Origin of the sequence: Ralstonia sp. RL (assembly GCF_001683835.1) — a bacterium.
In the GTDB taxonomy this organism is placed as follows: Bacteria; Pseudomonadota; Gammaproteobacteria; order Burkholderiales; family Burkholderiaceae; genus Ralstonia; species Ralstonia mannitolilytica.
This window is the reverse complement of the sequence record NZ_LWRX01000184.1, coordinates 1-1,490: the sequence shown is the minus strand read 5'-3', so window position 1 is coordinate 1,490 and position 1,490 is coordinate 1. Positions and strand designations below refer to the sequence as shown.

Genomic DNA, 1,490 nt, shown 5'->3' with positions numbered 1-1,490 from the left:
ACGCCCGGGTAGTCTCGGCGTTGATTGATCACGCCGCCTTGCAACTGAATCGCGGCAAGGTTTTCCACAGTGACGGTGGTGTCGCCGCCGGTTTGCCAGTCGGCGTAGACCACGGTCAGCTCGTTGGGCAGCTCACCCCACTGCGCGCGCTCGAAACGCTCCAGCCGCACGATCTCGTCCGGCCCCAGCTGCGGCAGATCGTTGACCCAGTAGTCGTCGCGCAGCAGCTTCAGCTCGAAGGTGCCTTGTGCCGGATCGGTGTAGAGAATGCCGCCGATGTGGTCGATGACCTGACTGATGAAGCTCTCGATGGGCTGCTGGCGGGTCCAGATCAGATTCAGGCCGAAGCCTTCATCCGACAGGGCCCACGCCGCATTCCAGAAACTCCAACCGATGCTGTCCTGCGGGTAGCCCATGCCCCAGTGCGGGTCGGTCAGGCATTGCACCAGGATGTGGGCCGGGTTCATGCCGACACTGATCTCGCGGCCTTGGCTGTCATCCCAGGCGCGGACTTCGGCGTTCCACTCCATCCACGGATAACCGTGCCAGCCCGCCGTGAAACGGCGCACGCGCACGGCCCACGGCTTGATGTAGGGGTTGTTGGCCGCAAACAGAATCTTGCGCGCCACCAGTGACAGCACGCCCCGGAAGGCCGGAATGGCTGGCCCAAGGCGGCTCATCAGGTAGTCGTTGCGCCCCTGACCGGGGCCACCGGGCAGCACATCGATGCTGCCGACCACACCACCTTCACGCTCGTCACCGCCAAACAGCGTGGGTTTGTGGATACCGAGGGTGGTCAGGCCGTGCCCGCTGGACAGCGGCCCCCGGTCGGCATCGCCCCAGGCGGTACGGTCGCCCATCTGGATTTCCTGCACGGCATCGACCGGCCCTTGGCACAGCACCAGGTGCAGTCCCATCCGGTAGCGGTAGCCGACGGTTTGCTTTTTGCTGCTACCACCCATCAGCGAGGCTCCTGTTGCCTGGCATGCTCAACCACACGCCACGCCATCGCATCGCCAGTGGCCAGCAAGGTGTCGGCAGCGCAGCCGTGACGCAGGAAGGCACGGAAGTCCAGGTCGTGGCGGGCAAACCAGACGCGCGTGCCGTTCACGCACAGGCCAACGGCGCGCACATCGTCGATGGTGACGATCACGTTCGTTTTCATTTCTTGCCTCCTTTCTTGCGAATGGGGTCGGCTGCGAGATCGCCGTACCAGACGACGTTGGAGCCGCGCAGCAGCACGGTGCCGAACACGACCGGGATCGGTCGGCCTTCTTCTGCGGTGGGGGCATCGACGTCAGACAGGGATGCCGGTTTGGGTTCGGGCGGTTTCGGCGCGAGCGCGACCGAAACCAGCGCCGCCACCACGATGACGACGAGGTACCACATGGTGATTTCTCCAGGGATTCAGAACACGCCGGTCGAGAACGGGTTTTTGCTCGGGATGGCGGGAAAGCCGCCGTAGTTGTCGAGGTTGCCGAAGCGCGACT

2 protein-coding genes and 2 pseudogenes are annotated in these 1,490 nt (G+C 64.4%); all 4 read right to left on the bottom strand.

Annotated features, from left to right (window positions below; genetic code table 11):
• Positions 1–962 (bottom strand): annotated as a pseudogene (locus A6M56_RS17780) (phage tail protein); the annotation flags it as partial.
• The gene (locus A6M56_RS17775) at positions 962–1,165 is read right to left on the bottom strand and encodes a hypothetical protein (RefSeq protein WP_286758274.1); all 204 of its coding nucleotides are present in this window, start codon (positions 1,163–1,165) and stop codon (positions 962–964) included. The gene A6M56_RS17775 and the pseudogene A6M56_RS17780, both read right to left, overlap by 1 nt.
• The gene (locus A6M56_RS17770) at positions 1,162–1,389 is read right to left on the bottom strand and encodes a hypothetical protein (protein ID WP_286758273.1); all 228 of its coding nucleotides are present in this window, start codon (positions 1,387–1,389) and stop codon (positions 1,162–1,164) included. The genes A6M56_RS17775 and A6M56_RS17770 overlap by 4 nt, the downstream gene beginning before the upstream one ends.
• A gap of 18 nt (positions 1,390–1,407) precedes the next feature.
• A pseudogene (locus tag A6M56_RS17765) lies at positions 1,408–1,490 on the bottom strand (phage tail protein); the annotation flags it as partial.

Excerpts from the sequence above, each read along its gene's own strand:
- A6M56_RS17770 (WP_286758273.1), bottom strand. The coding sequence starts at position 1,389 with ATGTGGTACCTCGTCGTCATCGTGGTGGCGGCGCTGGTTTCGGTCGCG.
- A6M56_RS17775 (WP_286758274.1), bottom strand. The coding sequence starts at position 1,165 with ATGAAAACGAACGTGATCGTCACCATCGACGATGTGCGCGCCGTTGGC.